Origin of the sequence: Bacillus sp. SD088 (assembly GCF_017355205.1) — a bacterium.
Lineage (GTDB): Bacteria > Bacillota > Bacilli > Bacillales > Bacillaceae_C > Lederbergia.
Map to the genome: position 1 here is coordinate 1 of NZ_JADIJK010000033.1, position 25,040 is coordinate 25,040.

Here is a 25,040-nt window from a genome sequence, read left to right on the forward strand (position 1 = left end):
GCCACACTACTCGCCGTCACCCTTTTTCCGCTTTTCCATCAAAAAGGGCACAGCCACACTACTCGCCGTCACCCTTTTTTCGCTTTTCCATCAAAAAGGGTACGGCCACACTACTCGCCGTCACCCTTTTTCGCTTTTTCATCAAAAAGGGTACGGCCACACTACTCGCCGTCACCCTTTTTCGCTTTTTCACGAAAACGGGCACGGTCAACCTGCTCACCGTTACCAAGTTGATTCACTCTCCAACTCCTTATAAATATTAATCCCCGAGGCTGGGACAAAAGTATTTTCACCAAAGAAAAAACGAACTAGTATGGTGCATGTACTCGCTCCGGAAATATACTTCGCTAAGAAAATATATCGTTCGTTCTTGGAGCTTAACATTTTAATTATGTCCAAGCCTCTGCAACTTCTAGCAACTCCCTGCCTGATTTATTATCGAAGGTCATCAATAACAATCCAGTGGAGACACATTGCAAAAATCCCCATTCCCAAATGGCTTGTTTATCCACTCCTGTTAAAAGACTCAACTGTTCACAACGTTCGATACCTTTTGTCACGGGATTGTGCTGATATTCTTCACGCCACTCTCGCATTAGCACACCTAGATCATAAGCTTTTTCATAAAAGGTACCGTCTGGATCAATCAATTTGTATTGATTGTTTGCGGATAAATCTTGTAAAATATTTGCGTTATGGGCATCACCATGAATGAGCACATGCTTTTCTGGCTGCTCATTCGCTTGCCTTGATTGGAGAAAACGATAGGCTTGTTTGATCGTTTTTTCAGAACATGGCCGATCTAACGATTTCCAAGTAGGTTCGATAAACCCAGCAAACCAGGAGAAAACCTCTTTGCTATTGTGCAATGTGGAATGGCTGTCAGGAATAAACCATGTTTTTTGTAAGGTCGAACAAATAATATTGATCTGCTCGGGAATAGCAATACTGGTCTCTTTTAAAGGCTTTCCAAGACGTTCTAACAGAGCAGCCTTCTTCTCATGGTCGCTGGCAAACAGTTTTACATACCCATTGCCGTTTACCAATTCTAAAGCCTTGATCGCCATGGTAAAATCAATTTGCCCAACGCTATCAGGCATCTCCAGTTTTAGCGCATACTTTTTCCCTTGCTTATCGCTTGCGTTTGCTACAAAAGCAGTCGAACCGCCAAATAAGGATTGGCCCACCGTAATTTCCCACTGCTTTTCAATTTCCAAAATAGTATCATCCAGTTTCGCCAGCCACTCTTTCCCTGCTTCACCAGCGGCAGTGGCTCTACTTATAACAAATGGTGGAACCTCTCTTTTATACATCATATTGGTTTATTTAATGTAGATGATAAAACGCTATAGAAAGCTTCTTTATCCACTGTTCTTGCAATGTCTACATTTCCTTTTCTATTTGTTGTAAAGGTGGTGGCTCCCATTAAAGATTTCTCATTTGTTTCAACCGTTACAAATCCTTTTTCAAATTGGCATATTTCCGGGTGGAAAGTGGAAAAGCCCACTAAAGGATCATGTAACGTTAATTGATTCGAGCTTTCTAACCAAGCATTTCCAAAGTCGAGGACTGCTCTGTTTAGCTTTGATTTTGTGTGAAACAATTCGTTTGCTCTCTCTGCATCAATCGTCAGCAGCTCGGTAACCTCAAGCGGTATTGCTTTGTGAACGTTCACATCAGAAGCAAATACCATTTTTGAAGCCAGTGGATCTGCCCAAGCGTTGCAATTATACCAAGGCTCTGGCAGTGGTTCCTTTGCAAAATAACCATTCATCACATAAAGGCCTTTTAATAGATTAGGTGTGTCTGGATATTCGCGAAATAAGGTAGCAATATTCGTCATATTGCCAATACCGATTAAGACAATTTCGTGAGGGTGCTCTTTAATCATTTGATACATGAATGCTGGTGCGTCCGATTTTTGGTAGATGTCATGCTCCCAAGCTTGTAATCCCGCAGCTCCGTCTGGGGTCGGATATACGGGCACAGGTTGTAACGTTGTATCTAAGCCCGCAACAATTGGCACTTTCCGACCAACCGTTTTGCAGATCGCATCAGCAACCTCAGCCCTTTTTTCTGGTTCCCCGCACACCGCTGTAATTTCCATTAAGTTACACTGAGGTTCCTTTAGTAAGTACGCCAAACAGATTGCATCATCAATGTCGCCACCAATATCCTTATCAAGTAATATCTTTTCCATTCCTTTTACCTCCTGTAATTTACAAGAGTTCTTTGCAAATTCCCATGCTGCACCTCCTTTATATGGTCAAGAACACTTTTTTCAGTGAGGAATATATTATCCTTTTACATCGAAAAATGTATATGTTTCTTTCAAAACGGCTGCTAAATTGTCTAACAATAAAGTGTGTTCAGCATTTATTGCTGTATAGCGAAAGTCAATTCCAGCCTGCTTTAAATCCTCCACTATTTCTAACGTCATCTCTTCCGATACAACCAAATCATTTTTTCCCCAGATTACTAGAATAGGAACATTAAGATTACGTATTTCCCCAGTCCCATCAACCACACCATTTGACACGGTACTTATATTAAACACATTCGCAGCATACGCCACGTCTAAGATATTCCTTTGCTGCGCTGCACTTGTTAAATACTTTTGATACTGTTCTTTATTTGGCTGGTTAGTGGAATAAAGCGTTTGGTCCATCTAGTAGCATGTTTAATCCAGCATCTTCTACTAATTGCTCTCTTGAATGAATCCTTTCACTATCGATACTCAAAGCTGGATAACCTCGCGTAGACATAGATGAGAGTAAAACAATTTTATTGACATGTTCTGGATAATCAGCAGCAAATTGCATGGCTACACCACCACCATTGGACCAGCCTATTAAATAAACCTTCTTCAAATCTAGTTGATCAACAAATTGTTTTATATCATCTGAAAAATCTTTGATTGAATTTATCGGCTGATGGTAGGTCGACTGTCCATATCCACGTAAATCAACTGCATAAACTGTAAAGACTGGATCTATTTCTTCAAGCAGCAAATCCCATTGAGTGGAAGATGCCATATTTCCATGAATTAATAATAAAACATGCTCTCCACCGTCTTTTTTCACATAAAAAAGGTTCTCGCCATTCCTTAAAGTAATATTCATAGACATCCTCCTTTTTGTTCAAACTTGCTATGGCATATTGTGTTTCCGCTTTCTGAATCCTCATGTTAGGCTTAACCATTTGAAATAGCTCCATCATGTTTTGAAAGTTCTCTCATATGTTGTCCCCTTCATACAATGCATAATAAATTCAAACCATTCAATCTTTTTGTTAACTTTTATAATAAATGATATTAATTATCTTTGCCATATACATTCTCTGGATGATCCAAGTTGATTCACTTCCCCAACTCCCTATAAATATTAATAATGTTATTAATCCCCGCCAATAGTCATATGGGAAATTCTACTAAATGAATACTTTAAAGAGAGAAAAGAGAGTATTAAATAGGCTTGAAGTTATTATGTATGTAAAAAAATGATTCACTCCTTTCCCTTTAATCTCTCTACCTTACAGCGGAAATTGGACCATGTAAGATGATTGGACAAGGAGGTATACGTTAATGACAAGTCAGATGAAGCGTTTCGAAGGGAGAGTAGCATTGGTGACAGGAGGGCGCTCGGGGATCGGGAAGGCCATCGCTCGACGTCTGCACGAAGAGGGGGCGACCGTCATTACTGCACAGCGTGGCAATCTTTGTCAGTCCCAACATAGAAGTTAGCACAAACATGCGCAAGTATACTGATCAAAACTATGCTTCTCCAACCGTCGATGTACAGGACATCAGCGCCTTTTAGCCGACTTAGTCCTTTTTATCCTCCTTTTCGAACACACACTACAAATATTTCTCTTCGTTATTTGATATTCCCTCCAGGAACCATCTGCTTGTTTTTTATAACTTGAATATATGCCTGTACAGGTATTTTTGGAGAAGAAAGGTCATCCGGCAACACCACAAGATTTTCTAAATCAGACAGAGCTTTTTATTGTTGACGACTTCCATAGAAACATGCTTGAACAATGGCAAGTGGGTTACGTTTTTATTTTCTAAACAAGGTTGTTGGGCATTATTTGGAAAATATTAATTAGTGAATAGACATTCTTCAGAGTTTCAAACATTGACTTTTATCCCTGCCCTTGAAAATGGGAATCTAGCTAAGAAAAGCGCAAGCGCCTTGCTCAGCCCCGACAAGCAAATGTTCTGAGACAAGAAAAGTCCGGTTTTGACTTTTATTGGCTCAGGTTATTTGACCTCGAGGGGCTAGGCGCTGGAGCTAGATCAAAACACTAGCCAAAATTTTATACTTTCTTATCTAAATAAAAACAGAACATGATTTAAAACTCAGGCTCTGCTTTTCCTTCCATTTAATGGCTATGACTATGATGGTGATGATGATCTTCTGCCATATACTCTTTTTGACACATAATCGAGTCTTCATGAGGGTGTTCCTCTGTCTCTACTTGAATGGTAACATGACCGATGTTTTTATGTTCTAGGTCATGTTCAATCGTGCGAAGCAATTGTTGACTTTCTTCTATTGTCATCTGACCATCGACAATAATATGGCAGGAAAGTACATTCTGTCCGCTCGTAACACTCCATACATGTAGGTCATGGATATTCTGAACGCCTTCTACATTTTTCATCGTTTTAATCACTTCATCCAGATTCACATTAGCAGGTGTTCCCTCCATCAAAACATGAATGGAAGCTTTGGTTACGCGCCATCCACTGACCAAAATAAGCACTGCTACAAGAACACTTGCCACCGTATCTGCCCATGCCCAGTTAAAGAGAATCATAAGAAGCGCCGCAATAATTGCTCCGACAGATCCCAATAAGTCTCCTAAAACATGCAGAAATGCTGCACGCATATTCAAATTATTTTCTGTGTCTCCCCCACGTAACATGATAAATGCGACAATAATATTTACGAGCAGGCCAATAGCAGCTATAATGAGCATTCCAGTTGAAGCCACTTCTGGTGGGTCAAACAATCGTTGATAAGCCTCATAAAAGATGTATATAGATACAACCAGTAATGTTGCTCCATTAATGACTGCTGCCAGTATTTCAAACCGCTTATATCCATAAGTCTTCCCGTAGTTTGCAGCTCTCTCTCCCAGTTTAAAAGCAATCAATGCAATACATAACGAAATCGAATCACTCAGCATATGTCCTGCATCTGCCAAGAGAGCTAAGCTATTTGTAAGCAATCCCCCCACTACTTCTACAATCATAAATACCGTAATAACAAGAAAACTAATAAACAATACTTTTTTGTTTGCTCCATGTGTATGGTCATGGCCGTGATGATCGTGTCCCATGTGAAACCTCCCCTTTATGTTTATATTTATATGTACGCATATAATAAACTGCAAACATCCATTCACAACATACAGCAAGTATGTCAATTTTTTATACTGCTTACGATGGGTCCTAAATTCCACTTTATTTATGCTTATATTCACATGTACGCATATAAAATTTGTTCGAAAATCACCTACATACTATAAGTGATTTTCAACTAACTATGACATGCATGATCGATCATTTGTTTCAATATAAGCATCACATGCTCATCATCATGGGAATAATAAAGTGTTGTGCCGGCACGACGATATTTCACCAAACGTAAATTCTTTAGAAAACGCAATTGGTGCGACACCGTAGATTGGCGGATATCCAATGTTTCTGCAATCTCATTAACGGAGCATTCTTTTTTAAAAAGCAAATGGAGAATTCGCACCCTTGTTGGATCACCTAACGCTTTAAATGTTTGTGTAACAATAAATAGTGTTTCCTCGTCAATTTCATCTGAAGGACCATTTTCAAATTCAAATTCTTCCAATGTTTTCCCTCCTTTATTCACACCTGTCAAACCCTTATATGAATAAATTAACATATACGCATTTATATTACAATATTTATTTTTGCTAATCTATAATAACATGTCCCAACAAACCCTCAGCTAATTAATAAATAAAAAAGCATTCCGTAGGAGGAAATCAAAACTCCCATGGAATGCAGTTTCGGGTTAGAGTATTTTTACCATCCTGTTATTCTGGCTTTGTGGCAAAAACAGGCATGTCACTTGCCTCTCCATAATCTTCAATCCGTTCAACATTTTTCAAGAATTCCATATCCTCATCTGAAATGGTAAAGTCCACTTCAGCATTATTTTTCATATGTTCCGGATTTGCCGTTTTAGGTAATGGAAGTAAATCAAGCTGCAAAGTATAGCGAATACTTAATTGCGGAATGGAAACACCATATTTCTCCACGATAGCTTTCACTTTTTGATTTTTAAACAATTCTCCATGAGCAATTGGTGAATATGCCTCAACGAGAACACCATGCTCTTGAGTATATGCAATCAAATCAAATGGCGTATTGCTAATATGTGCTAAAATCTGATTTACCATTGGTTTGACTGTGCAATGATCAAAAATATTTTCCAAATCCTCTTTTTGATAATTAGATACACCAATTGCACGAAGTTTTCCTGCTTGATAGGCCTCTTCAAGAGCGCGCCATGCTTCCCTGTTTCCTTCAAAAAAGCGATCCTCTTCCGCAAACTCTGCCCATGGTTGTGGACTGTGAATAATCATCAAATCAAGATATTCAAGCCCCATTGTCTCCAAGGATTGATCAATCGAGGAAACAGCTTCTTCATATGACTTCACTTCTGCAGCAAGTTTTGTCGTAATAAATAAATCTTCCCTGTTCACTCCACACTTTTTAATTCCTTGACCAACCCCACTTTCATTTCCATATGCCTGTGCCGTATCAATGTGGCGATACCCAATTTTCACAGCCTCTACTACTGCTTATGCGACATCTCCATTATCTATGAACCATGTTCCCAGACCTAATTTAGGAATTTCCACTCCATTGGCCAACCGGAAATTTTCAGTTAAAATCATTTGAGCATCTCCTTTTGATAAAATGAATAAACTATTATTTTGTGCAGCTCCATTTTGAAATTCATTATAATACCTAGAGTTAACTCTAAGTCAACAGCTTTTGCTTAAATTGAATTACATATTTTTTCAATTTCTTGCCAGAAATCCAGTTTTCCCTATTCCAAGCTTTTTCATCCCATTCATATAAACGCTATATTCATAAAGAATTTATCCCAGAGATTAATTTCTTATAGTTATATTTGAATTTATGTATCTTCTAATACCTTTTAGCTAAAGAAATAAGACGTATTTTATTTTCCCTGCTATAAAATCGATGAAACCTCATATGGCTAATATAAGTGTTCTTCTGACAGTACAATCTTCTCCTAGTAGCTTTATCAAACATTCATATCATTTAACTAGCATACAAAAATACCAAGTCACATTTTTTTATAGTGACTTGGTATTTTTGAGAAATTCTATAGATAGTAATGAGGCTCTCATCTTGTATTGTGCAGCAATCAACTTATAATCATCATGATAACTACAATAAACAAGAGAATTAAGTAGATTTTTGAAAAGAGTTTGTCAGATAACTTTTGAGCCCAGGACCTTCCAATTGGTACACCAATAAATCCTCCGGCTGTAAACCCAATAAGCGCTGGTATGTATATAAACCCTAGAGTGGACGAAGGCATTGCATCGATCTGCATCCCTGTAATTAAATAAGCAAAAGCTCCTACAATAGCAATTGGCAGACCTAATGGAGTAGCTAGAGCTACAGCATGTATCATGCGCATACCTCTATTTCTCAGGTAAGGAATTGTCATAGTACTTCCGCCAATACCTAATAAAGTTGAAAGAAATCCAATGCCTATCCCAATAAAAGATGCGGAACTTTGCTTAGGCAGACGAAATGCTTGTTCTTCCATTTCTGTAGTGAATGTTTTCTTGAATATGTTCGTGATCAAAATGTAAGCTAATAGTCCAATAAAGGCAAACCTAAGAAAATCACTCTCTATGTAGACTGCAAGCACGCCGCCTATTAAAGAACCAATTGCAATATACCCTACGAATATCTTAAAAACTGACCATGTTACATTGCCTTTTTTCGCATGATTATAGGTTGAATTAAATGAATTTATAATCATAACTGCTAATGATGTACCAATAGCGGTATGCATTAGATATTCACTTGGAATAGAATCTGGTAAAAATGCGAATAAGATCGGTACGACTACGATACCGCCCCCGAAACCAAACATGCTTGATAGAACGCCAATAATAATACCGATTAATAAAAACATAACAAAAGAAAATCCCACTCAAAACATCTCTCTTTACTAAAATTAATTAAGAATCATTTCCTAGATCTATTAAATCATATATTGAACAGTGTTGCCATAAAGCATAGTGTCGTTTGACTAGTTCAAACGATACGGATTGAGTTTGTACTAGAAATACAGAATCAAAAATTGTGGGGTACTAGCATACATAAAAACCCTTTGGGACAAAGTTGTTAGTCACTGGTCCAAAGGGGTTTTATGTATGCTGTTTTTACAAAAGAAAACCGAATTAATAGGGGATATACTCCTTAATCTCAATAAATAGGGAAACCCCAAAATTAAAAACTTTAGCTAACTTAAGGTTCCATAAGTAAGCTTCTTAATTTCTGTTTCACTTAGCCCTTTAATTGAAATGGTATCTCCCTTTTCTTTTTGATAGGAAATAAAACTTAATACCTTTTCACCGGAATTTACAAATACTTCAATAGAATGAAGATCGAGGAAAACTTCAATTTTCAGCTCATCATCCGAATTATGAAAACAATCAGGAATAGCAATCAGATTACCATCCTCATAATCTGATTCAAGTGAAATGGTATTTTGACGAACGTTCACTGTTATCCGAGTTGATTTACCCCCTTCTTTATTTACTTCTATATTAAAACGATCATTATTGATTGCAGAGAAATTCAGTTGCAAGTAGGCAACTTTCGAATTTCCTAACACAGCTTCTTCTTTCACACCCAATTTAACATCATCATAAATTGACATTTTATTAAAGGTTTTTGACATATCTTGGTAAGGCTGTTGAACTAAATTATTGTCTTTGAGTCTTAATTCCCTTGGAATTGACATCATTCCATTAAAACCATAGTCTTTCGGTTGCCGCTCTTGATTAAATTGTTGGAGCCACCCAATCACTAATCTTTCGCCATTCTTTCCTTCAGTCGATTGAGGTGCATAAAAGTTTCGCCCATAATCGAGCAGCCCCTCTGTTTCGGCAAAGAAATCTCCTTTCTCATAATCGATCTTTCCAACAGCATAAGCTGTTTTATTATATATTTCTCCAGCATATTCTGGTCCGCACGGCATAATTGAGAAGGTTAGTACATCCTTTCCATCAATTTGGAATAAATCCGGACATTCCAACATAATATTCTCTTCATATTTAGTTTGATATAATGACGAATGGAATGTCCAATCAAACAAATTTGCGGACTTATACATAATAATTTCTCCACGTCTATCCTTATTCCTTACTGCAAGAACACAGTAATATACACCATCAATTTCAATTACTTTTGGATCTCTAAAATCACATATCATGTATCCCACAGGTAATTCTTTCTCCGCTATTACAGGATTTTTTTGATGCTTAGTAAAATGAATACCATCCTCAGAAAAAGCGATACATTGATACTGTTTTATTTGAGTCACATCCCCTTGATATCCTAAATTGGGATCAATATGTCCTGTGTACATCAAATATAAATTTCCATCTTTTTCAATAGCACTGCCTGAGAAGCAACCATTGGCATCATATATTTTATCGTTCGCTAATGCTATTGGTTGGTACTCCCAATTGATAAAATCATTTGTTGTTGCATGCCCCCAATGCATATTATTCCAGACTATATCATAGGGATTATGTTGATAGAACAGATGATATTTTCCATCGTAAAATGTAAAACCATTTGGATCATTCAACCAACCTATTTGAGCAGTGAAATGAAAAAATGGTCGATTGTTTACCGTTCCTTTATTTTCTTCTATGTAATGGTCTGCTGCTTGTAACTTATTCAATGCACTTAACCTCCTCTATATACTTCAACTCATGTATTACTTGCTTGACGTCTTAAGCGTCTTACTAATAAGCTTTCAAAACAACAAAAAAGTCTCTCGTTTCATATTAAAATTATGCCCGTTAATTCTTTGCATGTCTGTTTTAGTTTACTATTTTAGGTTGGTAATCTATTGACAACATCGAATCGTGGACTAAACAAACTTAGGGCCTCCGCTTTGTTTGTTGAAACCAAATTAAATTATATGAGACTATTTTCGCCAAAGGAAAAGCGAACTGCTAGGGTGCATATCCCTACGGAATAATAGGCAAAAATTTGATAAACAATTACCTGCGATTATCTAAAAAAGACAGGCTGGGATCATAACTAATATGTTAAGCTCCAAAGGCAAACGATGTATTACCTTAGCGAAGTATATTTCCGCGGCGAGTATATACACCATACTAGTTCGTTTTTTTCTTTGGTGAAGGCACTATTGTCCCAGCCTCCTTTTTCGCCTTCTCCTCTGCAAGAAGAACTTAATATAAAAGGCAGGCTTCCAGAAAAGAAGAGCAAGAAATAAAGCCTTTTTTGGCTTAATGGTCCATTATAGAATAAGCAGGGATTAAACAAGCGAAGGAGGCAATTATAGTGGCTCTAGGTAAGGGGATTTATATTGTAACAGGGATAATGGCTTCAGGAAAATCTACAATCGGCCAAATTTTGGCAGAACAATTTGAGAAGGGTGTTCATGTACATGGGGATATTTTTCGGAAAATGATAGCAACAGGAAACATTGATATGACACCTGATTATTCAAAAGATGCGGTAGAGCAATTGATACTTCGCTACAATATGGCGGCAAAAGTAGCTGACATGTATTACACTGCTGGTTTTTCTGTTGTGGTGCAGGACACTTATTTGGGGAAAGAGGTGCATTCCTTTCTTCAGGCATTTGAATCAAAGCCAGTTTATTTCATTACGTTAAATCCAAATATTAAAGCGATTGCGGAAAGAGAGAAAAAACGTAATAAAACAGGTTATACCACATGGGAGTTTGAACCCCTTTATGAAGTATTGATAAATGAAAATCCGCGGATAGGTCTCTGGATAGATTCATCAGATATGACTCCTGAAGAAACGCTCTCTGAGATTATTAAACGTGCAGAATCTGAAGCACGCATTTTAGTGTAAAAATAAGCATAATCTTTAGAGACCATATTTATTTCTGCCTTCAATTATAGGGACTTTAATAAGAGCTCAACCCTGAATTTCCCCCTCACAAAGGAACTTCAGGGTCTATTAATAATGTCTTAGTGTTGTGCTCTGTTAAATATTAGAAAGTCTCAACCCCCATAATACAATTTTAACTTACAAAACCATCTAGAAATTTACTCGCTTCACTATTAAACTTCCACATTACACCAAACTTATCGATTAACATTCCAAAACTAGCTGACCATGGAGTAGAAGATAACGGCATGATCACAGTACCACCTTCTGAAAGCTTTTCGAAAATTGGTTGATTTATTTCTGGATCGGCATCAATGATACTAATTAAGAGAGCATTCCCCTTTACAACTTCACCTGTCACAGCTTGCATAGAGGGCAGAACATCAGAAAGCATCAAAATATTTCCTGAAAACTCGATACAAGATTCCATAATCATGTTTTGTTCTTCTGCCGTTAATGGAGCGTTTGGGTCTTGACCAAAAGTACCGAACCTCACCTTTTTTACACTTGTTGCTTGTAACGCCTTTTCATAAAAGGCTAACGCTTCTTCTGCTTTTCCAGCAAATTGTAGATAAGTTATTGCTTTCATCATTTATTTCCTCCTTTTCATATTTGCAGTATAATAGCACATAGGTGACAACTGTATGTCGTATATAGGAGGGAAATATGAAAAAAATTGAGCGACTTATCTCGATCGTGATGATCTTGTTACAAAAAGAAGTTGTTTCGGCATCAGAGTTTAGTCGACTTTTTCATGTAACAAGACGAACAATTCAGCGTGATATGGAAACACTAAGTTATGCAAACATCCCTATTTATGCGAAATATGGTGCTGAAGGCGGATATACAATAATGGAAGAGTATAAATTCGATAAACGATTATTAGCTAACAAAGATATTGAAAATATACTCATAGCTTTAGGTGGTTTTGAGCAACTGATTACAAATCAAGAAATTCAAACGACTCTTCAAAAAATCAAAGGCATGACCAGCACAAATATAGCTCCAAAACTTGATTTATCTTTTTATGATTGGGCAGGAAGAAGTCAAATTAAAGAAGATATTTTATTTATTAAACAAGCCATTGAAAATAACTGGTTGTTAAAGTTTGAGTATGTAGATCAAAAAGGTAACATCACAGATAGAGTTGTAGAACCCTATATGATGCATGTAAGTGAAATGCATTGGTATCTTTATGGTTATAGTTTAGAACGGAAAGATTACCGAACCTTTAAATTGACGAGGATAACAAATATCGAAAAAGATGGTTTTTTTGTTCCAAGACCTGATAAGGTATTGGAGGAAGAAAAGCAACATAATCAACAGCCGAATATGGTTAGTGTACAGCTATTGATAGATGTTGCTGTAAGAGATCAATTTATCGAGAGATACGGAAAAAGTGTCATTACAAAAGTGACCCCAAGAAGTTATCTTGCGACCATTGAATTACCTGAGAATCAATTTGCCTACCAGTTTTTAGCGGGATTCGGCAATACCGTTAAAATTAAAGAGCCAAAAGGCTTTATTGCTAAATATGTAAATTTTTTGGAGGAGACAGTGAAAATTTACAAATAGAAGATCATAGTTGGTTTCTCTATTTAGTATGGATATACCCTGATTTCACCCCTCTTTCACTGTCTCCCCCATCAAAACTTTTTTATTATCCGCTCTCCTATTTTCACTATGATGTCAGCGGAGTCCTTACAATAGTCTCGACAGATTCCATCATGAAAGCATTGTGCAAAAGAATCATCTACACACACTGACGGAATCGATACACATGGATCAAACGCTGGGTTCTTCAACACTTCATAGGGCCGCATCATATCATGATCTTCATGTTCAAGCATATGGCAATGCCATGGGTAGATTCCGGTGTAAGGACCAAAGCGAGCAATAATCCGTGTGACCATTCCTGGATCAACACGTACCGTGTCTTTCCAGCCACGTTCATTTGGCAGTGGCGGGATTCGCTTTCCTATTACCAGCGGTTCTTTTGGGTTTTCTGGATGAAGTGGATTTCCACTAAATGTTGCTTGGTCAAGGATTTGAAAATGGATGAGATGCAGATGAATCGGATGCGAATCATTAGTCGTGTTGTAAAACTCCCAAATTTCAATTTTACCGTTTGAAGGTGTCTCTGTGATCGGCTGCTCTCCCCACATCATTTTATTGAGCAATTGGATTGGACGGCCATATTCATCCGTATCCTCATCTAATGTGTTCACTCGAGTATAAGAAGATTCTATAGGATTTAATATTTCCATACAGCTTAATTTTGAGGGAATTATACTTGAATCATCAATTTTCTGATTCTCTCTAACTCGGAACTCGATAATTTGTGAGGTATCAGCTATCGGTGCATCACCACTTCCTCCCGGAAAAGGCGCATTCGCACTATTGGTCAGAATAATATGGTCACCTTTATTTTTAGAAAAGTCAATTATAATATCGACACGCTCTGCAGGAGAAAGCAGAATCGTATTTACTTCGATTGGGGACTCTAGTAAGCCACCATCTGTACCAATTTGAATAAGCTTTTGCCCATTGCTTAACCCTAGGTTATAAAAACGAGCATTAGAGCCATTTAAAATGCGAAAACGATATTTACGAGGTTCTACTTCGAGATAAGGCCAGACCTTGCCATTAACTAAAATGGTATCACCAAAAAACTCTGGGACAATTGAGGGATTGGGCATAGGTGGTGAATTGGGTGCAGGTGTCGGTGGTTCATCTGGTTTAGCAGGATAATAAAGTTCACCATTAGGATAAAAAGACTTGTCTTGAATCAGCAAAGGGATTTCATACTCGCCGCTTGGCAGATTCAAGGCCCCTTCTTGCTGATCACGGAGGACATAAAAACCAGATAATCCGGCATAGACATTCAGACGTGTGATCCCCAGGGCATGATCATGATACCAAAGAGTTGCAGGACGCTGACAATTTGGATAATAGTAGATTTCTTTAACAAAATTCGGCCCTTTTTTTCCAAAGTCATGGGTAAACCATGCATCAGGTGAACCATCATTTCCAGGTCGATTACGTCCCCCGTGTAAATGAACAACCGTACGAACGGAAGGCTGGTCGGTTCCAGCACCCATTATACTTCGATCAACAGGTAAGAGATGCTCAAAGGGAAGCTTATTCTTCCATTTCACATAGATTGGCTGATTCCTGATTGCTTCGAATGTTGGACCAGGGTAGATACCGTTATATCCCCAAACAGTCGTCGGCGGCAAATCACGATGCAGTTTCTGCTGTATCTGTCGCATAGACACCTCATAATATGGAATCCCTTCATACGTTCCAATTGGTTTATGTATTGGAATAATCGGCAGTTTATCCACAAACTTTGTTAAAGCCATCTCCCCAGCTCCTTTCCGCATTCCCTATATAGAATGCGGAAAGACTGTACGATGTGTGGAAAGTTTATTGAAATACGATGGTTATTTTCATTGCATGAATTAAATACATGTTTGCTACGCTTGATGGGACATTTAGATACCAATCTTTATCTGTAACATTCCCAAATTTTAATTTTATCGAAGGTTTGTTTATCATAATATTTAGTTAGAGGTTATTGTATATGGCTACTACAAAACAATAACTGATAAACCTATTAAAACGGGCTTCAATTTTCACAAATGAATGGAGGATTATAATGTTTAAAATAAGGGAACTTGCAAATAAAATGGATTTTGACTTTTTAACGGATATGTTATACGAATCGATCTATATTTCATCGAATAAGCCATCTAAACAAGTATTGCTTCAAACACAGCCTTTACGTAAGTATCATCGGGACTGGGGACGAGCAGGAGATATAGCATTGATTGCAGATAATCAGGACCAGGAGCCAGTTGGAGCCGTTTGGTATCGAGTATTTGGCGAACAAGAAAAAGGGTATGGTTTTGTCAGCAGTGAGATTCCAGAGCTTGGAATAGCGATTAAGAGCGCGGAACGGGGAAAGGGGTTAGGAAAGCAATTGATGCAGGCAATTTTGCAAGAAGCAAATGAGGCAGAATACCCCGGATTATCTTTGAGTGTCGATTTAGATAATCACGGAGCGATTACACTTTATCACAAGCTGGGCTTTAAAGACGTGGAAATAGTAGGAACATCGAAAACGATGATATATTTATTTAAACAATAATTAAAACGTTAAGCTCCAAGAACGAACAAGGCATTACCTTAGCGGAGGAGATTGCGTAGATTCATGCGGGAAGCAGGGGTAATGCCCTTAGTAGTTCGATCTTTCTTTGGTGAAAATACTTTTTAGGAATCAACATAAGTCGGATTAAAAATTTCATGCTACTCTTAAAAATAAATATGAGATAATCCCATTAATTGGCTGAATTTTCATAAAGCCTTTTCGTCAACCAATCGCAGCATCCCTTTTCCAACAGATATAACATCTTCCTGATTAAAAATAATACAAGCCGTTCCTCCGACATACTTCTCACATTCAAACTCACCAAGAACAGTCACATACCCTTTTTCAAAAAAATAAATAAGTTCACCGTCATGTTCCTCAACAGCACTTAATTCGTTATGCAAATATGCCTTAATTGGTTTATCGTATAGCCTCATATCGCTCACATCCTTTTTAACACGTGAACAACCCCTCCTTACCAGTCCTTACAGACTGCTTGAAGAAGGGGCTTCCTGATTCACAGATCTTTGCGCAATGGAGGAATCCCCCTTCCGTCTTACATGATCTCCACAGGCGTTGTTTATACTGTTCGGACATGACCTTGCCCTACAGTTTTATTGGATTAGGCTATCTGAAGTTGTTCTAGACCTTTTGCTAAGATATTCAGAGCGGCATTATGGTCTCTGCCTAATACAGCACCACATCCCGTACAGATATGGGTGCGTACAGACAGGGACTTTTTCACACGGTTTCCGCAGGAAGAACAGTCCTGTGTTGTGTATTCAGGCATCACCTTCACAAGGAGTCCGCCATTCCGTCAGCATTTGTAACCAAGCATATTCCGGAACATGCCCCAGCCTGCATCCGAAATAGACTTCGAGAGTTTACGGTTTCTGATCATCTGACGAATGTTTAGGTCTTCTACACAAACAACAGAGTGATTGATCGCAATCCGGTAACTTTTCTTGTGAAGAAAATCCTTCCGTTGATTGGCAACCTTCATGTGAAGCTTCTCCACTTTGGCCGCCTGCTGTTTGTAGTTCGCAGAACCACGGGTCATGCGGGATAATTTCTTTTGCGCCCTGCGTAATTGCTTTTCAGCCTGCCGGAGATAGCGTGGGTTCTCAATTTCCGTCCCATCGGAAAGAACCGCATACTTATTCAGGCCAACATCGATGCCGACAGCCTCTACAATACGAAGGGTCTGTGGTTTCACTTGTCCTTCGACACTAAAAATAGCGAACCACCGACCGCCTTTCCGCTTGATGACAACCTGTTTGATGGCTCCTTCGATGGGACGATGCATCTTGATGTCAACGCTTCCAAGTTTCCCATTGAAAAGCTTCCCATCTTCCGTGAACGATAAAGCCATCCGATTTCCTTTCTTGTTGTAACCGAACTGAGTAAAGGTAAGGCTATTGTAGTCCTTGTATTTCTTGATTTTTGGATACTTAGACCGTTGGCCAAAAAATCCATTGAATGCTTTTTCCAGCCGCACGAAAACCTCCTGAAGGGGTTGAGAAGGGACTTCGCTTAAGAAAGGGAATTTTTTCTTATCTACAACCAATTGCTTCTGCATGTCGTAACGGGAATAGTTTGTCTTGTCTTCCTGATATATGCGATTCTTATCGATCAAGGCAGAGTTATAAAGATGGCGACAATAATGAATCCAATTATCGAGTTTTTCCCTTTGCTCTTCGTTTGGATAGATTTCATATTGATAGTTCACAAGTATCTTTGTTTCCGAAGCGAACTTCTCTCCAACCTTCTTTTTCATGATCGTCACCTCTCCACCCCTATACATTATGTATAGTATACCAAACGTATATTCTCTATAACAAGTGGAAATAGAAAGAAAATAGGAAGAATCGGTTTACACCGACCGACATTCATCACCTCCCTGTTCGCTTAGCTCCCTGAGGAAGAGGACTTCTTTCGGAGGGCTGTTAAATAGACCGATAAAGCAGCGATGATATGGAGGGTAGCTGCTTTTTCAATATGATATTTACTATGAAGATTGTTTATTCTTCTCGATAAATTCCTCATGAGTAAAACCCCATGCACACATATCTCGTAAAATATGTTCCAATGATTTTCCATGGGTTGATAAAGAATATTCTACTTTTGGTGGAATTTCCTGATAAACAACTCGAGTGACTAGTCCGTCTTTTTCCAGCTCCCTAAGTTGTTGTGTTAGTACCCCCTGCGTTATTTCAGGCATTAAACTTCTTAATTCCCCAAAGCGTTTTGTACCTTTTTCTAAAAGGATAAATAATACATGCGGCTTCCATTTACCACCAATTGCTCGAAGTGCGGAAACAATTCCGAATTTTGATAGATCTTCCAAAACAATCTTCCTCCTTTAAAGTACGAGCTAATGGTCACTATTTCATACTAAGTATGTTAATCATACCATGGAAAGGATAAAAAGTAATAAAAAATAAGAAGCTGTACACCAGGTGGGGGTTCATTTGTACCTTTTACCATACTAAGTATGAAAAATATGTCTACTTTTCAAGTGGAATCCTGGCCTCCATAATGAAAGGTATCGACATAATCAGAGGAGGATAAATCAATGACTTCAACGTTAAAAAATAAAGTCGCTCTTGTTACTGGTGGAAGTCGAGGGATTGGAGCGGCAATTGTAAAAAAATTGGCTGTGGAAGGGGCAAACGTGGCCTTTACTTATGTGCATGCAGAAGAAAAAGCGCAGGAGGTATTAGCGGAAATTAGTGCACTAGGTCGGCAAGGAATAGCTATACAAGCGGATAGTGGGAATCCAAAGGCTATCAAAGCGGCGGTCGAACAAACTGTAACAGAATTAAATCAGCTTGATATTCTAGTCAATAATGCAGGTGTGTTTCCAGCTGGCTCACCAGAAGATGTTACGCTGGAAGAGTTAAATCGTACACTGGAAGTGAATGTACGAGGAGTGTTTTTAGCTTCACAAACAGCACTAAAACACTTAAAAGCAGGCGGACGAATTATTTCGATTGGTTCTTGCTTTGCCCATCACGTGCCTAAACCGGGGCTCAGTCTTTATGCCATGAGTAAATCAGCGTTGATTGGTTTTACGAAAGGACTTGCGCGTGACGCGGGTTCCCGTGATATAACCGTCAATATTGTCGATCCAGGCTCCACCAATACAGATATGAACCCAGCCGACAGTCCCAATGCAGAGGATAAGATAAAATTACTTGCACTAGATTATTACGGGGAAGGGATAGATATTGCTGAAATGGTCGCTTTTTTAGCCAGTGATAGAGGACGATTTATTACAGGAGCAAACATAGCAGTGGATGGAGGATTTGGCGCATAAAATTTTGGTGTATTTCATGCGTAATTGGTATTCCAAGGAGACCAAAGACAAGCAATGCACTACCTTATATGTATTTTTTCGGTTTGAAAATGAAGTTTATCGCACCGTTTACTTTTACACTATTCAGTAAATAACGAACTTAAATTTGGAGTTGATACAATTGCCTTTTGTAGTTTTCATCCTAGGTTTTCTTATTTTTTCACAAACGACATCCGAATTTATGGTAGCTGGAATAATGCCTTCTTTATCAGAGGAATTTGGCGTATCTATTGCTGCAATTGGTTACCTTATTTCAGCTTATGCAATAGGGATGATTGTAGGTGGACCAATCCTAACCATTGCTTTACTAAAAGTTCCATTAAAGAAAGGATTAATGGCTTTAACGCTCGTATTTCTCATTGGACAGACAATTGCTGCCATCTCCCCTAATTATGAAGTGATGGTGGTAGCACGCGTTATACAAGGAATTGCTTCTTCCGCAACGTTTGGAACAGCCATGTCACTCGCCTATCAACTCGTCCCTGCTCATTTACGCGCACGAGCAGCCTCTGTTGTATTAGGCGGTTTAATGATCGCTACTGCTGCGGGAGTCCCATTTGCTATGGCATTTAATTTGTATCTAGGCTGGCGTGCTAGCTTTTGGGCTGTAGTTGCCTTGGTATTTGTAGCAGCAGTATTTGTACAATTCTTTCTTCCCACTCTTGAATCACAGGAAAAAGAAAGTATTAGTGTCAAGAAAGAGCTTAGTTCCTTTAAAAACTATCATTTATGGGCTGCCTATACGACGAATGTCTTTATTATAGGTGCTACCTTTGCCGCATTTAGCTATTTTACGCCAATCTTGACCGACGTCACAGGATTTAGTCCAGGGGTCGTTCCCTTTATTTTGGGAATCTATGGTGTAGCAACCGTTATTGGTAATATTACTGTTGGCAGATTTGCAGACTTGTATATGATGCCTACCATGACAGTTGGATTATTCATTCTGACAGCTGCTTTAATTCTATTTGGACTCTTTGCAGAAATTCCAGTCATCGCTGTTGTCGCTGTTATGATCATCGGTTTAGTTGGCGTGTCCTTGAATCCGGCTATGGCAAAGCGGGTTATCACTGTTTCTAATACCGGAACATTAGTAGCCACGGTGAATAATTCCATGATTAATCTTGGTCTGATGATTGGTTCCTCTGTCGGTGGGGTGACAATTGATGCAGGGTTCGGACTCACTTCCCCTTTATGGGTCGGTGTTATACTAGCAATGATCGGTCTCGTTACCTTGCTTCCGGCTATTCGGGGTAATATACAGCAGAAGGCATAGTAGCGAAGAAAAATATACGTAGACTCCTGCGGGAAGTAAGAGCTAGGCAAGACCCCAGAAGCCTAAGGGGGCTTGCCACTCACCCGCGAAAAGCAAAGTATGTTTCCGGAGCGGATATATGCACCCTAGCAGTTATGTCCCAGCCTCTTCCCTATCCACTGTCGGTTATTCTTTATCTTCATCCGGGACCGTATCTGCCAACTTGCGAAAGGCCTCGTTTAAGGTAACCATTCTTTTTTCTACTTTTTTAATCGCTGCATCCAATGTAAAACCTTCGTCAATCATTTCCTGAATGAGAAGCATTTTTTTCACGTTTAAATAATTATATCTGCGTGTCGAACCTTCCGTAGCAGATTCAGATTGAATGGCTCCCTTTTCCTCCCAATAACGAATTTTGCGTGTTGGAATCCCCGTAATTTCGGATACTTCCCCAATTCCTACTACTAACTTTTTCAATAAATCAAAATCCAATAGAGCACTTAACTTTTGCGCATCTTCATTCAATTCCATTCTCCTCGCTCCATCTTAGAAATTGTTTCAACTCATGCAATCAACGCATATCATTAATGCAAACAGCAGTCTTTTTTCTTGTTACCTAATGACTAAACTTCCCCTCATTCAGTGAGATCAAGGCAACCTGAAGTTTAATCATATCCACATCTTCTATTGTAACCATTTTACAATAGAAGTAGTTAACCTACAAATAAACGATTGACTTTTAATTGTAAATAAATTACAATCTATATAAATATTTTACAAACAAGGAAAATAAACTTCACAAAGGAGATTAATTTATGGATTTGAATAAAGAAATTAGTAGTCCACAGCCGAAATACTCCTTATTAACTGCTGTTTTATTTTGGTGTGGATTAGTAGTCGTAGCCAGCAATTATTTAACCATTCCACTCATGTCGATATTTAGTGAAGATTTTCATACCAGCATGACAAATGTAGCTTGGACAGGAAGTGCTTTCTCTCTATGCTATGCAATCGGAAGCTTGTTTACTGGTCCCCTGTCTGATCGTTATGGTAGAAAACAAGTTATCGTAACCGGTTTGTTATTGTTGACGTTGGTGACTTTTATATTACCTATCTTTAGCTCCTTGGCTTGGGTCATTGTCTGGCGTTCTTTTCAAGGGTTTGCCGCGGCATGCTTTGCACCAGTTGCCATTGCTTATGTAGTGGATAAGTTTCCTCCTGTAAAAAGAGTGACCACCATCGGATTTATCAGCTCTAGTTTTTTAATCTCTGCGATTGTTGGTCAAATATTCAGTAGTTACATTAGCCAACAATTTAATTGGCAAAGTGTTTTTTATTACTTTGGTGGGATCTATCTCATAACGACTTTATTGGTACTTTCTCTGCTTCCAAAGACAGCTATCGGGCAAGCTGAAAACAACCTGAAGCTCATGCTCACCCAATTTTATCGTTTATTAACCGATAAAAGCTTGATCCAGGTATACAGTATCGCTATTACTCTACTACTCACTTTTGTGGCTTTTTATACGATTCTCGGTGAATATTTGACAGAGGAATTTACAATGAGTTCGGATGGGATTCTTTATGTTCGGATCATCGGAATCATTGGAATGCTATTTGCTCCATTTGCAGGAAAGTTGACCAATCAATTTGGCTTAATGAACATTTTACGCGGAGCGCTGATTATTGCAGTGCTAGGTTCTTTAATCATTGGAATCAGTTCCCATTTAGTATTCTTAGTTTTAATGAGTATCGTCTTTGTGACTGGGATTGCGTTAACCGTGCCAACCCTTATCTCTTTAGTAGGCCAACTTGGCGGGAAAAATCATGGAGCAGCTGTTTCACTTTACACATTTATTTTATTTATCGGTGCGAGTCTTGGTCCGATAATTGCTGTATTTCTATTAAAGATCGCAAGTTACGGGATGGCTTTTGTATGCCTGGCCTTGCTGCTTGGTATCAGCTTGATCATCTCGTTTTGTATAAAAAATGAACGTCTAGTTTAAGGAGTGGAGTATTGATGACAAACGTACTTATTTTAGGGGCAACTGGACGTACAGGTGTCTCCGTCTTACAGCAATTATTAGAATATAAGGATATTCAAATTATTGCAGGATTGCGTCAGGCTAGTGATATGTCGAGACTGCCAAAGACGAGATACCCTATTCAGACAAGCGTTGTAGATATCAATAATATCTCTAGCTTGCAACATGCCGCAGAGAAAGCTGATGTTATTGTCAATGCCATCCGAATGCGTGGAGATATTCCTGAAACCGCCTTGGTTGACCTTGACAAACGGATTCGAAAAGCTGTTTCTTGCAGAAAAAACTTGCTAACTATTACGGTTGGTGGAGCCGGCAGTCTAAAAATGAAGAATGGCAAACGATTTTGGCAAGACATTACTTTTCCGCAACGCACATTACCAAGAGGAAGAGCGCATACTAGATTACGTGATTACTTGGAAGTATTACCTGTCTCGGCATCATGGGCTTACTTAATTCCACCACCAGCCTATATTCCTGACGGATTACGTGTTGGAGCTTACCAGCGCTGGGAAGCTGCAAACGATGAAACGAAGTTTTTGCAGAAAAATATCAGCTATGAAGACTTTGCAACGGCAGTATGTGATGCGGTCATAGAGCGTTGGAAAGGGGTATACCTTGTTGCAGAGGGCAAACAATAATATTAGAGGCAATTTATTATCGTTCATGCTTTCAATACTTGTCCACTTAAAAATACCAAGTTACTCACAGTGAGAGTAATTTGGTATTTTTTAACCTCATTCAAAAACAGCTTTTGCCACATGGAGAAATTCCTTTACTGCGGGGGAAGCATTCGCAATCGATTGGCAAGCAAGTGCTACTTCACGACTGTTTTCAATATTTAGTTTGCTGATTTTTATATTTTGCTGTGTCTTTAAAAATAGTTCTGGACCAATCGTAACACCAAGTCCTTCCTGTACCATATTGGCAATCGTTGTGCAGTCATGCACTTCAAAGCGGACAGAGGGTTTTATTTGTGCTTCTTCAAATAATTCTTCTACGTGCGATTGATACATCCCTGTCGGCATAATAAAAGATTCATCCAATAAATCACCCATTTCCACTGTCTCTTTAGAATGAAATCGATGTTCCGGATGATAAGCGACCACCATCTTGTCTTTAATCAAAGGAACCAAGTCAAAACTCGGGTTTAATTTTCCCTTTACAACAAACCCGATATCAATAATCCCTGAACTTAGCCACTCTATTATTTCTTCATAGGTTCCTTCGTAAAACTTGAATTCTATTTTAGGATGTTTCTTCTGAAACTTAGCTAACAGTTTAGGTAATAAGCAGGAAGAAGCACTTGCAAATGTACCAATACGAATGATTCCAGTTTCTAAATTAGTTGCTAAGGCAATTTCTTGATGAATACTTTCCGTTCTTCTTAGTATTTCTCTTATATGTGGAAGGACTTTTTGACCTATTTCTGTTAGTGTTATTCCTTTTCTACGATCTCTTATTAACAGGGGAACATCTAATTCAGATTCTAAACTAGCCACAGCATGACTTACTGCTGATTGTGTCATATTTAACTTTTCAGCTGTTGCTGTAAAGCTCCCTAGTTCAACTACTTTTGCGATGATTTCAAAGCGAACAATACTCATGAGTAATTGCTCATCCCCTTCATTAAAAATATCAATTTTACTTATGTTAACACAGATCTTAAAATAAAGACAACGTTCTATCTTTGAAGGGAGATACACAAAATGAAAAATAATATAAATCAGCTAACCATTATCCTGTTAGCTTTAGGGGCCTTTGTAACAGGAACAGCAGAGTTTGTTGTATCTGGAATTTTAGAACTGATCTCTTTTGAATTAGATGTTTCTATTTCAATAGCCGGTCAGTTGATTACAATTTATTCTTTATCTTATGCCATTGGAGCATTGGTATTGGTCATGCTAACATCTAAATTTGACCGTAAGAAAGTACTTTTATATGCCATCTCTATATTTATCCTTGGAAATCTAGTTGCATTTTTCAGCTATAATTTTGTCCTCCTTATGTTATCCAGAGTCATTATGGCGATGAGTGGCGGGCTATATATTGTTGTTGCCACCAATTATGCTGCTCAAATTGCAGCACCAGAAAAAAGAGGCAGCGCCATGGCAACAGTGATTACGGGTTTTACTGTTTCCTTAGTACTTGGCGTACCGATCGGAACATTGTTAGCCGGATATTTTGATTGGCATTACATTTTCTTGATCATTGCACTAGGTACAGTTCTTTTATTAGTAGGTCTGTACAAATTATTACCGGCTATAAAAGGAAACCACGCCCTGTCATTTAGACAACAGTTACAATTGATGAAAGATAAACGAGTTCTTACTGGTTTATTGACGACGATTTTTTGGATTCTAGGATATACTATGGTATTTGCCTATATTGCTCCATTATTAAGTCATACTGCTGGTTTTTCTATAAAAATGACAAGTATCGCATTATTTGTTTTAGGCTCATTTGCTTTTATTGGCTCACGTTTTGGAGGTTATGCGGTAGATAAATGGGGACCAAATCGAACAATATCTCTTAGTTTATCCATTCATATCGTTGCCTTGTTTGTGTTAACATTTACACAATACTCAACGATCGGTGTATTTATCACCTTAGCTGTTTGGGGAATAGCTACATGGACAACAACACCTGCAAAACAATTTTATTTAGTTTCACTAAAGCCACAATCATCGGAAACAGTATTAAGTTTTAACACCGCATTAATGAATGTCGGAATGATGTTGGGTTCTGGCTTGGGAGGAATTATTATCCAGTATATTAGTATTGTCCATTTAAGCTGGATTGCTGGTCTATTTGTAGTCATCGCACTTATTTTTATCAGATACTCTCTATATTTAGGAAAGAAAAAGGAATAATAAAGCTACTCTACCACCCTCATGAATTCCAATATAGACGCAACGAAACCATGGATTTTACAGCGGCAGAGACTGTTTGTTTTTATGAAGTAGTGTTCCCTGTATAAATGTTACAGTAAAATCCCGTATACT

25 protein-coding genes and 2 pseudogenes are annotated in these 25,040 nt (G+C 38.3%); 10 read left to right on the top strand and 17 right to left on the bottom strand.

Features of this window, described 5'->3' with window-relative positions; translation table 11 throughout:
• The coding region (locus IPU53_RS21590; RefSeq protein ID WP_207453073.1) for a hypothetical protein at window positions 1–263 on the top strand (263 nt) is incomplete at its 5' end.
• A 126-nt stretch (window positions 264–389) separates the two neighbouring features.
• On the opposite strand, the gene IPU53_RS21595 is transcribed toward IPU53_RS21590, so the two are convergent.
• The 4 genes from IPU53_RS21595 to IPU53_RS25105 form a co-directional block, all read right to left on the bottom strand.
• Window positions 390–1,316, bottom strand: coding sequence for an aminoglycoside phosphotransferase family protein (locus IPU53_RS21595; RefSeq protein WP_207453074.1), 927 nt, complete (start codon window positions 1,314–1,316; stop codon window positions 390–392).
• Entirely contained in the window at window positions 1,313–2,200 is an 888-nt protein-coding gene (locus tag IPU53_RS21600) for a nucleoside hydrolase (protein ID WP_207453075.1), read from the bottom strand. Before IPU53_RS21600 ends, IPU53_RS21595 begins: the two co-directional genes overlap by 4 nt.
• Window positions 2,201–2,296: 96 nt before the next feature.
• Complete coding sequence (locus IPU53_RS25100) at window positions 2,297–2,668, bottom strand: hypothetical protein (RefSeq protein WP_242698489.1); 372 nt, start codon at window positions 2,666–2,668, stop codon at window positions 2,297–2,299.
• A complete protein-coding gene (locus IPU53_RS25105; protein WP_242698490.1) occupies window positions 2,643–3,122 on the bottom strand; it encodes an alpha/beta fold hydrolase in 480 nt (159 codons plus the stop codon). Before IPU53_RS25105 ends, IPU53_RS25100 begins: the two co-directional genes overlap by 26 nt.
• 473 nt (window positions 3,123–3,595) lie before the next feature.
• On the opposite strand from IPU53_RS25105, the pseudogene IPU53_RS21610 reads away from it, so the two are divergent.
• Window positions 3,596–3,709: pseudogene (locus tag IPU53_RS21610) on the top strand (SDR family NAD(P)-dependent oxidoreductase); the annotation flags it as partial.
• A 677-nt stretch (window positions 3,710–4,386) separates the two neighbouring features.
• Here IPU53_RS21610 and IPU53_RS21615 read toward each other — a convergent pair.
• From IPU53_RS21615 to IPU53_RS21635, 5 genes are all read right to left on the bottom strand, one after another.
• Window positions 4,387–5,349 (bottom strand): cation diffusion facilitator family transporter, encoded by a 963-nt coding sequence (locus tag IPU53_RS21615; protein WP_207453076.1) that lies wholly within the window; start codon window positions 5,347–5,349, stop codon window positions 4,387–4,389.
• Between the two features lie 200 nt (window positions 5,350–5,549).
• On the bottom strand, window positions 5,550–5,873 hold the full coding sequence (locus IPU53_RS21620) for an ArsR/SmtB family transcription factor (RefSeq protein ID WP_242698491.1): 324 nt from the start codon (window positions 5,871–5,873) through the stop codon (window positions 5,550–5,552).
• A gap of 208 nt (window positions 5,874–6,081) precedes the next feature.
• Window positions 6,082–6,837: an aldo/keto reductase gene (locus IPU53_RS21625; protein ID WP_313886544.1), complete on the bottom strand. Its 756-nt coding sequence runs from the start codon at window positions 6,835–6,837 to the stop codon at window positions 6,082–6,084.
• 611 nt (window positions 6,838–7,448) lie between these two features.
• Entirely contained in the window at window positions 7,449–8,252 is an 804-nt protein-coding gene (locus IPU53_RS21630) for a sulfite exporter TauE/SafE family protein (RefSeq protein WP_207453078.1), read from the bottom strand.
• A 312-nt stretch (window positions 8,253–8,564) separates the two neighbouring features.
• Entirely contained in the window at window positions 8,565–10,016 is a 1,452-nt protein-coding gene (locus IPU53_RS21635) for a glycoside hydrolase family 32 protein (RefSeq protein ID WP_207453079.1), read from the bottom strand.
• Window positions 10,017–10,645: 629 nt separating this feature from the next.
• Here IPU53_RS21635 and IPU53_RS21640 point away from each other — a divergent pair.
• Window positions 10,646–11,188, top strand: coding sequence for an AAA family ATPase (locus tag IPU53_RS21640; RefSeq protein ID WP_313886545.1), 543 nt, complete (start codon window positions 10,646–10,648; stop codon window positions 11,186–11,188).
• Between the two features lie 172 nt (window positions 11,189–11,360).
• Here the strand turns inward: IPU53_RS21640 and IPU53_RS21645 are convergent, their stop codons facing one another.
• Complete coding sequence (locus IPU53_RS21645) at window positions 11,361–11,816, bottom strand: VOC family protein (protein WP_207453149.1); 456 nt, start codon at window positions 11,814–11,816, stop codon at window positions 11,361–11,363.
• A gap of 77 nt (window positions 11,817–11,893) precedes the next feature.
• Between IPU53_RS21645 and IPU53_RS21650 the strand changes: the two genes are divergently transcribed.
• Window positions 11,894–12,802 carry a helix-turn-helix transcriptional regulator gene (locus IPU53_RS21650; RefSeq protein WP_207453080.1) on the top strand — a complete coding sequence of 303 codons (909 nt, stop codon included), beginning with the start codon at window positions 11,894–11,896 and terminating at the stop codon, window positions 12,800–12,802.
• Window positions 12,803–12,873: 71 nt separating this feature from the next.
• Here IPU53_RS21650 and IPU53_RS21655 read toward each other — a convergent pair whose 3' ends face one another.
• On the bottom strand, window positions 12,874–14,592 hold the full coding sequence (locus IPU53_RS21655; RefSeq protein ID WP_207453081.1) for a multicopper oxidase family protein: 1,719 nt from the start codon (window positions 14,590–14,592) through the stop codon (window positions 12,874–12,876).
• Window positions 14,593–14,888: 296 nt separating this feature from the next.
• Between IPU53_RS21655 and IPU53_RS21660 the strand changes: the two genes are divergently transcribed.
• Complete coding sequence (locus IPU53_RS21660; protein ID WP_207453082.1) at window positions 14,889–15,380, top strand: GNAT family N-acetyltransferase; 492 nt, start codon at window positions 14,889–14,891, stop codon at window positions 15,378–15,380.
• Between the two features lie 206 nt (window positions 15,381–15,586).
• Here IPU53_RS21660 and IPU53_RS21665 read toward each other — a convergent pair whose 3' ends face one another.
• The 4 genes and pseudogenes from IPU53_RS21665 to IPU53_RS21675 form a co-directional block, all read right to left on the bottom strand.
• On the bottom strand, window positions 15,587–15,817 hold the full coding sequence (locus tag IPU53_RS21665; protein ID WP_207453083.1) for a hypothetical protein: 231 nt from the start codon (window positions 15,815–15,817) through the stop codon (window positions 15,587–15,589).
• Window positions 15,818–16,002: 185 nt separating this feature from the next.
• Window positions 16,003–16,182, bottom strand: a pseudogene (locus IPU53_RS25500) (zinc ribbon domain-containing protein); the annotation flags it as partial.
• Between the two features lie 15 nt (window positions 16,183–16,197).
• The gene (locus tag IPU53_RS21670) at window positions 16,198–17,157 is read right to left on the bottom strand and encodes an RNA-guided endonuclease InsQ/TnpB family protein (RefSeq protein WP_313886547.1); all 960 of its coding nucleotides are present in this window, start codon (window positions 17,155–17,157) and stop codon (window positions 16,198–16,200) included.
• Between the two features lie 231 nt (window positions 17,158–17,388).
• Window positions 17,389–17,727, bottom strand: a complete 339-nt coding sequence (locus tag IPU53_RS21675; RefSeq protein WP_207453084.1) for a winged helix-turn-helix transcriptional regulator — start codon at window positions 17,725–17,727, stop codon at window positions 17,389–17,391.
• Between the two features lie 228 nt (window positions 17,728–17,955).
• Here IPU53_RS21675 and IPU53_RS21680 point away from each other — a divergent pair, with 228 nt between their 5' ends.
• Entirely contained in the window at window positions 17,956–18,699 is a 744-nt protein-coding gene (locus IPU53_RS21680; RefSeq protein ID WP_207453085.1) for a 3-oxoacyl-ACP reductase family protein, read from the top strand.
• Between the two features lie 160 nt (window positions 18,700–18,859).
• A complete protein-coding gene (locus tag IPU53_RS21685) occupies window positions 18,860–20,014 on the top strand; it encodes an MFS transporter (RefSeq protein WP_207453086.1) in 1,155 nt (384 codons plus the stop codon).
• Between the two features lie 165 nt (window positions 20,015–20,179).
• On the opposite strand, the gene IPU53_RS21690 is transcribed toward IPU53_RS21685, so the two are convergent.
• Window positions 20,180–20,524 (bottom strand): MerR family transcriptional regulator, encoded by a 345-nt coding sequence (locus tag IPU53_RS21690; protein ID WP_242698492.1) that lies wholly within the window; start codon window positions 20,522–20,524, stop codon window positions 20,180–20,182.
• Window positions 20,525–20,808: 284 nt separating this feature from the next.
• On the opposite strand from IPU53_RS21690, the gene IPU53_RS21695 reads away from it, so the two are divergent.
• Window positions 20,809–21,999 carry an MFS transporter gene (locus IPU53_RS21695; protein WP_207453087.1) on the top strand — a complete coding sequence of 397 codons (1,191 nt, stop codon included), beginning with the start codon at window positions 20,809–20,811 and terminating at the stop codon, window positions 21,997–21,999.
• 14 nt (window positions 22,000–22,013) lie between these two features.
• Entirely contained in the window at window positions 22,014–22,676 is a 663-nt protein-coding gene (locus IPU53_RS21700) for an NAD(P)-dependent oxidoreductase (protein ID WP_207453088.1), read from the top strand.
• A gap of 96 nt (window positions 22,677–22,772) precedes the next feature.
• On the opposite strand, the gene IPU53_RS21705 is transcribed toward IPU53_RS21700, so the two are convergent.
• Window positions 22,773–23,642 (bottom strand): LysR family transcriptional regulator, encoded by an 870-nt coding sequence (locus tag IPU53_RS21705; RefSeq protein WP_207453089.1) that lies wholly within the window; start codon window positions 23,640–23,642, stop codon window positions 22,773–22,775.
• A 102-nt stretch (window positions 23,643–23,744) separates the two neighbouring features.
• On the opposite strand from IPU53_RS21705, the gene IPU53_RS21710 reads away from it, so the two are divergent.
• Window positions 23,745–24,908, top strand: a complete 1,164-nt coding sequence (locus IPU53_RS21710) for an MFS transporter (RefSeq protein ID WP_207453091.1) — start codon at window positions 23,745–23,747, stop codon at window positions 24,906–24,908.
• Window positions 24,909–25,040: the final 132 nt, after the last annotated feature.

Excerpts from the sequence above, each read along its gene's own strand:
- IPU53_RS25100 (WP_242698489.1), bottom strand. The coding sequence starts at position 2,668 with ATGGACCAAACGCTTTATTCCACTAACCAGCCAAATAAAGAACAGTAT.
- IPU53_RS21700 (WP_207453088.1), top strand. The coding sequence starts at position 22,014 with ATGACAAACGTACTTATTTTAGGGGCAACTGGACGTACAGGTGTCTCC.
- IPU53_RS25105 (WP_242698490.1), bottom strand. The coding sequence starts at position 3,122 with ATGAATATTACTTTAAGGAATGGCGAGAACCTTTTTTATGTGAAAAAA.
- IPU53_RS21690 (WP_242698492.1), bottom strand. The coding sequence starts at position 20,524 with ATGGAATTGAATGAAGATGCGCAAAAGTTAAGTGCTCTATTGGATTTT.
- IPU53_RS21680 (WP_207453085.1), top strand. The coding sequence starts at position 17,956 with ATGACTTCAACGTTAAAAAATAAAGTCGCTCTTGTTACTGGTGGAAGT.
- IPU53_RS21655 (WP_207453081.1), bottom strand. The coding sequence starts at position 14,592 with ATGGCTTTAACAAAGTTTGTGGATAAACTGCCGATTATTCCAATACAT.
- IPU53_RS21695 (WP_207453087.1), top strand. The coding sequence starts at position 20,809 with ATGGATTTGAATAAAGAAATTAGTAGTCCACAGCCGAAATACTCCTTA.
- IPU53_RS21660 (WP_207453082.1), top strand. The coding sequence starts at position 14,889 with ATGTTTAAAATAAGGGAACTTGCAAATAAAATGGATTTTGACTTTTTA.
- IPU53_RS21595 (WP_207453074.1), bottom strand. The coding sequence starts at position 1,316 with ATGATGTATAAAAGAGAGGTTCCACCATTTGTTATAAGTAGAGCCACT.
- IPU53_RS21650 (WP_207453080.1), top strand. The coding sequence starts at position 11,894 with ATGAAAAAAATTGAGCGACTTATCTCGATCGTGATGATCTTGTTACAA.
- IPU53_RS21710 (WP_207453091.1), top strand. The coding sequence starts at position 23,745 with ATGAAAAATAATATAAATCAGCTAACCATTATCCTGTTAGCTTTAGGG.
- IPU53_RS21670 (WP_313886547.1), bottom strand. The coding sequence starts at position 17,157 with ATGAAAAAGAAGGTTGGAGAGAAGTTCGCTTCGGAAACAAAGATACTT.
- IPU53_RS21645 (WP_207453149.1), bottom strand. The coding sequence starts at position 11,816 with ATGAAAGCAATAACTTATCTACAATTTGCTGGAAAAGCAGAAGAAGCG.
- IPU53_RS21615 (WP_207453076.1), bottom strand. The coding sequence starts at position 5,349 with ATGGGACACGATCATCACGGCCATGACCATACACATGGAGCAAACAAA.
- IPU53_RS21665 (WP_207453083.1), bottom strand. The coding sequence starts at position 15,817 with ATGAGGCTATACGATAAACCAATTAAGGCATATTTGCATAACGAATTA.
- IPU53_RS21705 (WP_207453089.1), bottom strand. The coding sequence starts at position 23,642 with ATGAGTATTGTTCGCTTTGAAATCATCGCAAAAGTAGTTGAACTAGGG.
- IPU53_RS21600 (WP_207453075.1), bottom strand. The coding sequence starts at position 2,200 with ATGGAAAAGATATTACTTGATAAGGATATTGGTGGCGACATTGATGAT.